The sequence below is a fragment of the Verrucosispora sp. SN26_14.1 genome, from assembly GCF_004307965.1.
Taxonomy (GTDB): Bacteria; Actinomycetota; Actinomycetes; order Mycobacteriales; family Micromonosporaceae; genus Micromonospora.
In genome coordinates, this window is record NZ_SISL01000422.1 from 1 (window position 1) to 5151 (window position 5151).

General features: G+C 75.4%; 4 protein-coding genes. All 4 read right to left on the reverse strand.

Going from position 1 to position 5151, the window contains the following annotated elements; translation table 11 throughout:
* Positions 1-90 precede the first annotated feature (90 nt).
* The gene (locus EYA84_RS25960; RefSeq protein ID WP_131056227.1) at positions 91-1725 is read right to left on the reverse strand and encodes a gamma-glutamyltransferase family protein; all 1635 of its coding nucleotides are present in this window, start codon (positions 1723-1725) and stop codon (positions 91-93) included.
* On the reverse strand, positions 1722-2750 hold the full coding sequence (tilS, locus tag EYA84_RS25965) for a tRNA lysidine(34) synthetase TilS (protein ID WP_131056229.1): 1029 nt from the start codon (positions 2748-2750) through the stop codon (positions 1722-1724). Before tilS ends, EYA84_RS25960 begins: the two co-directional genes overlap by 4 nt.
* A gap of 2 nt (positions 2751-2752) precedes the next feature.
* On the reverse strand, positions 2753-3820 hold the full coding sequence (locus tag EYA84_RS25970; RefSeq protein ID WP_131056231.1) for a zinc-dependent metalloprotease: 1068 nt from the start codon (positions 3818-3820) through the stop codon (positions 2753-2755).
* A 66-nt stretch (positions 3821-3886) separates the two neighbouring features.
* A partial coding sequence (dacB, locus tag EYA84_RS25975; protein WP_131056233.1) for a D-alanyl-D-alanine carboxypeptidase/D-alanyl-D-alanine-endopeptidase occupies positions 3887-5151 on the reverse strand: 1265 nt, incomplete at its 5' end.

Consider the following 5151-nt stretch of genomic DNA (forward strand, 5'->3'; position numbering starts at 1 on the left):
GATACAACACCGGTATCCAGGCCCGACTCCGCCTTGCCGGACCGCCGCCTGGACCTCGCCGCGACACCGCCAACGTTCCTGGACACCGCACTAGAAACCGCCGGCGGCGCCGTCGACCCGGGACTCCGAGCCGGCGACGTAGCCGCCGTCGGGGCGACGCCAGATCGCCTGGCCGTACCCGAAGACGCCCGGATCGTCCGCGACGGTGACCCGGTGACCCCGGGCGCGCAGGTCGGCGACGAGTTCCGGCCCGCCCGGCCCGGCCGCGAGGTGCTCCTCCACCAGCAGGGACCGGCCGGCGTGCCAGTACCAACGTGGGGCGTCCAGCGCCGCCTGCGGGTCGAGACCGGCGTCCACGGTCGACGAGATCAGCTGCACGTGTCCCTGGGGCTGCATGTGCCCACCCATCACCCCGAACGGCCCGACCGGCGCACCGTCGCGGGTCAGAAATCCGGGGATGATGGTGTGGTACGGCCGTTTCGCCGGGCCCACCACGTTCGGATGGTCGGGGTCGAGGCGGAAGCCGAGACCTCGGTTCTGCAGGGCGAAGCCGTGTCCGGGCAGCACCACGTGCGAGCCGAAGGCCAGGTAGGTGGACTGGATCAGGCTCACCATCATGCCGTCGGCGTCGGCCGCGCAGAGGTACACCGTTCCGCCGCGCTCCGGGACCCCGGCGGCCGGATCGGCGGCGTGTCCGCTGATCGAGGACCGGCGGGCCGCCAGGTGCTCGGGAGTGAGCAGCGCCTGGACCGGCAGCCGCATCCGGTCCGCGTCGGTGACGTGGGCGTGCGCGTCGGCGAAGCCGAGCTTGACCGCCTCGATCTGCCGGTGCCGCCACGCCGGGTCGGCCGGGTCGAGCCCGTCGAGGACGCCCAGGGCGATCAGGGCGGCCACGCCCTGCCCGTTCGGCGGCAGCTCCCACACCTCGTGGTCCCGGTAGCCGACCGACACCGGGTCGACCCAGGTGGAGGCGTGCGCCGCCAGGTCGTCGCCGGTGAGCAGCCCGCCGGTCCGGGCCGCGTGGTCGGCCAGGGCCGCCGCGATCCGTCCCCGGTAGAACTCCTCGGCCCCGCTGCGCGCGATCAGCCGCAGGGTCCGGGCGGCGCCCGGGTTGCGCCACCGTTCGCCGGGCCGGGGTGCCCGCCCGTCCGGGGCGAAGACCCGGGCGAACTCGGCGTACTCCGGGCCGGTGGAACCGGCGTGTCCGGCCACCGCCCGGGCCCAGGCCGTGGCGGTGCCGGTGGAGACCGGGTGACCGTGCTCGGCGTACCCGACGGCGTCGGTGAACAGGTCGGCGAAGGGCAGCGAGCCGAACCGGTCGTGCAGGTCACGCCAGCCGGCCGGTACGCCCGGCACGGTCACCGGCAGCCAGCCACGGGCCGGCATCGCCGGTCCCCTGGCCTGTGCCCCGCCCAGCGCGTCGGTGGGCTCGGCACCCCGGCCGTCGGTGGCGGCCAGCACCACGTCCCGGCTCAGCGCGGCCGGTGACCGACCGGAGGCGTTCAGCCCGTGCAGCCGCTGGCCGTCCCAGACGATGGCGAACAGGTCACCGCCGATGTCGTTCGACGGCGGCTGCACCACGGTCAGGGTGATCGCGGTGGCCAGGGCGGCGTCGACCGCGTTGCCGCCTCGGCGCAGCACCGCCAACCCGGCCGCGGTGGCCAGCGGATGGCTGGTGGCCACCGCGCCGTGCGGGGCGTACAGCGGCCTGCGGGGGTACGTCACGTGTCGACCTCGCCGTCGTCCGTCGGGAGCGCGGCGGTCGGGTCTGCGGGCAGCAGGCGGTCACGATGCCGACGGACCCGCAATCCGCCGGGCAGGTACGCCGCGCCCTGCCCGTGCCAGGCGGTGATCAACGTGTCCAGCGCGGCGACGTGCCGGTGCGACAGGGCGGCCGGCGACGCGCCCATCTCGTGCGCCCAGGCGCGGAGTACCCGGCCCCGCAGCGCGGGAGCGAGGTCGGCCAGCGCCTTGACGGTCAGCCCGCCGTCCGGGTGCCGGGCGGCGGTCAGCGCCTCGACGGCCAACCCGTCCAACACCGCGTTGTCCGCCGCGACCATCTGCGCGGTCCGGGCGAGGTTGTCCACCACCGCCGGGCCGAGCGCCCCGACCAGCGCGGGCAGCACGTCGGCCCGTACCCGGGACCGGGCGTAGGCGGGGTCGGTGTTGTGCGGGTCCTCCCACGGGGTCAGGCCCAGCGCCGCGCACGCCGCCCGGGTCTGTTCCCGACCGGTCTCCAGCAGCGGCCGGAGCAGCGGCACCCCGGCCAGTTCCCGGTACGCCGGCATCCCGGCCAGCCCACGCGGCCCGGCACCCCGGGCCAGCGCGAGCAGGACCGTCTCCGCCTGGTCGTCCCGGGTGTGTCCGGTGAGCACCGCCGCCGCCCGGTACCGACCGGCGACCTCGACCAGCGCCTGGTAGCGCGCCTGGCGGGCGGCGGCCTCGGGGCCACCGGGCCGGCCGGCGACCTCCACCCGGACCACCTCCACCGGCGCCAGCCCGTTCTGCCGTGCCCAGTCCGCGACCGACTCGGCCCGCTCGGCGGATCCGGGCTGCAACCCGTGGTCGACGGTGACCAGTCCGGCGGCTCGATCCGTCCGGGGTGCCACGAACGCGGCGGCGGCGGCCAGGGCGAGCGAGTCGGCTCCGCCGGAGCAGGCCACCAGCACCGGTCCAGGCCCCGTCAGGTCGGCCAGCGCACGACGGACCGCGACCCGGATCGCGGCGACCGCCGGGGCGAGTGGGGCCATGCTCAGTCGGCGGGGGGCTTCGGCCCGACCGGACCGTGCACCCGGGCCACCCAGGCGTCCGGTTCGCTCAGCTCGGAGAGGCGGGGCAGGGTCAGCGGCGACTCGAAGATCCGGTTGAAGCCGGCCATCCCGACCCGGTCCACCACCGCGTGGACGAACTTGCGGCCCTCCGCGTACTGCCGCAGTTTGACGTCGAGGCCGATCAGGCGGCGGACCGCCTTCTCCACCGGGTTGCCGGCCTCCCGGCGCCGGTCGAACCCGGCCCGGATCCGCTCGACACTCGGGATGACCTGCGGCCCGACGCCGTCCATCACGAACTCGGCGTGCCCTTCCAGCAGCGTCATCAGCGCGGTCAGCCGGTCCAGCACGGCGCGCTGCCCCGGGGTCTGCACGATGTCCAGCACGCTGGACCGGCTCTCCGGGTTACGGACCACGTCGGCGAGCGTGCCCACGCCCCGGCGCAGCCGCTCGGCGAGGTGCTCACCCCCCTGCGAGGCGTCCACGAAGGCCTGCACCTCACCCAGGAAGTACCCGCGCATCCACGGCACCGCGGTGAACTGCGTCCGGTGGGTCACCTCGTGCAGGCACACCCAGAGCCGGAAGTCACGCGGCTCGGCGCCCAGCTTCCGCTCCACCTCGACGATGTTCGGCGCGACGAGCAGGAGCTGACCCGGATCGGCAGAGAAGACCTCGTACTGGCCGAGCACCCGACCGGACAGGTACGCCAGCACGGTTCCCGCCTGGACCCCGGTGACCCGCGACCCGATCGCCTCGGTGAACGCGCCGGGCTGCTTGTCCTCGGCGAGCCGGCCGACGAGCGGAGTGATCACCTCGCGCAGGCCGGCGATGTTGGTCGCCGCCCAGTCGCGCCGGTCGACCACCCGCACCGGCGGATGGGCCACCTGCGACGTCAACCCGGTGTAGTCGGCCACGTGCCCGGCCGCCTCGTCGGTCAACCGGCGCAGCTCGGCGACCACCTCGGTGGCCTCGGCGTACGACACCCGGGGGCCCGACTTGCCCAGCGCCCCCGCAGTAGCGGCGGCCAGATCCCAGTCCACGAACTGCGCCATGCCACCCACCGTACCCGCGCCGCGACACCCGTCCCCGGATCGCGCCGGGCGCACCGGCCGTCCTGGTCAGCGGCAACCGCAGGTGGCGAGCGCCGAGGCGATCCGGTCCAGCGCCACCCGGGCGGGTTCCATGCCGTCCGGCGACACCTGGTCGGTGAGCACCGCGAAGGTGAGCAACCGTCCCTCGACGGTGGTCACCACACCGGCGATCGCGTGCACCCGGGTCAGCGTGCCCGTCTTGGCGCGGACCACCCCCATACCGGCGTCCGTGCCCGGTGCCGAACCGTAGCGGTCGCGCAGCGTGCCGGACCAGCCGCCGACCGGCAGCCCACCGAAGATGCCGCCGAGTTCGGGCCGGTCCGGACCGGCCGCGAGCGCCAGCAGCTCGGTCAGCAGCGCGGGGCTGATCAGGTTCTTCCGGGACAGGCCGCTGCCGTCGGCGAGCGTCAACCCGTCCACCGGCAGGCCGAGTTCGGGCACCATCTCGGCCATCGCCGTGGCGGCACCGGCGAACGACGCGGGCTGGCCGCGGGCCAGCGCGACCTGACGGGCCAGCGCCTCGGCCACGATGTTGTCGCTCTCGCTGATCATGAAGTCGACCAGGCGGATCAGCGGTGGCGAGTGCACCACGCCCAGCTCCGCGCCGGGCTCGGTGCCGCCGGTCGCGTCGACCGGGGCCACCGGGGCGGTGCCCTTGCTCACCGCACCGGCCGGTACGCCCAGCAGCCTGGCGAAGGCCCGTCCGGCGGTGAGGTCGGGTTCGGGTACCCGCTCGGCCCAGCTCCGCCCCGCCTTGGGGTCCTTGCGGGCGCCGTCGAGCATCAGCGCGGTGATCGCGCCGCCGTAGCCGCCGGTGGGGATGTCGTCGTCCCAGCCCGGCCCGAACACCGGCCCGGGATACAGCGAGGAGTCGACCACGACGCGGGTCGGCGGGGTGCCGCCCAGGGCGGTACGCACCTGCTCGGCGAGGTTCTCCAGGCTCGCGGCACCGGTGTAGAAACCCTTGGCACCGGCGGTCAGGGTGGGATCCCCGCCACCGACGACGACCACCTCACCGGGCTGGGCGCCGGCCACCACCCGGGTCGGGATCCGGTAGCCGGGGCCCCGGGCGGTCAGCACGGTGACCGCGGTCAGCAACTTCGTCACCGAGGCCGGCACGGTGGCCTCGGCACCGCCCCGGTCGAAGAGCAACTGCCCGGTCAGGGCGTCGGCCACGGCGAGGTGGACCCGGTCACCGAGCGCGGGGTCACCGATCAGCGGGTCGAGCACCGCGCCCATCCCGTCGGCGCTGGGCACGGGCGCGCCGACGTCGGCGGCGGCCAGCACCGCGG

What these genes read in the sequence shown, in the direction of transcription:
- tilS (WP_131056229.1), bottom strand. Translation starts at nt 2,750, where the DNA reads ATGGCCCCACTCGCCCCGGCGGTCGCCGCGATCCGGGTCGCGGTCCGT.
- EYA84_RS25970 (WP_131056231.1), bottom strand. Translation starts at nt 3,820, where the DNA reads ATGGCGCAGTTCGTGGACTGGGATCTGGCCGCCGCTACTGCGGGGGCG.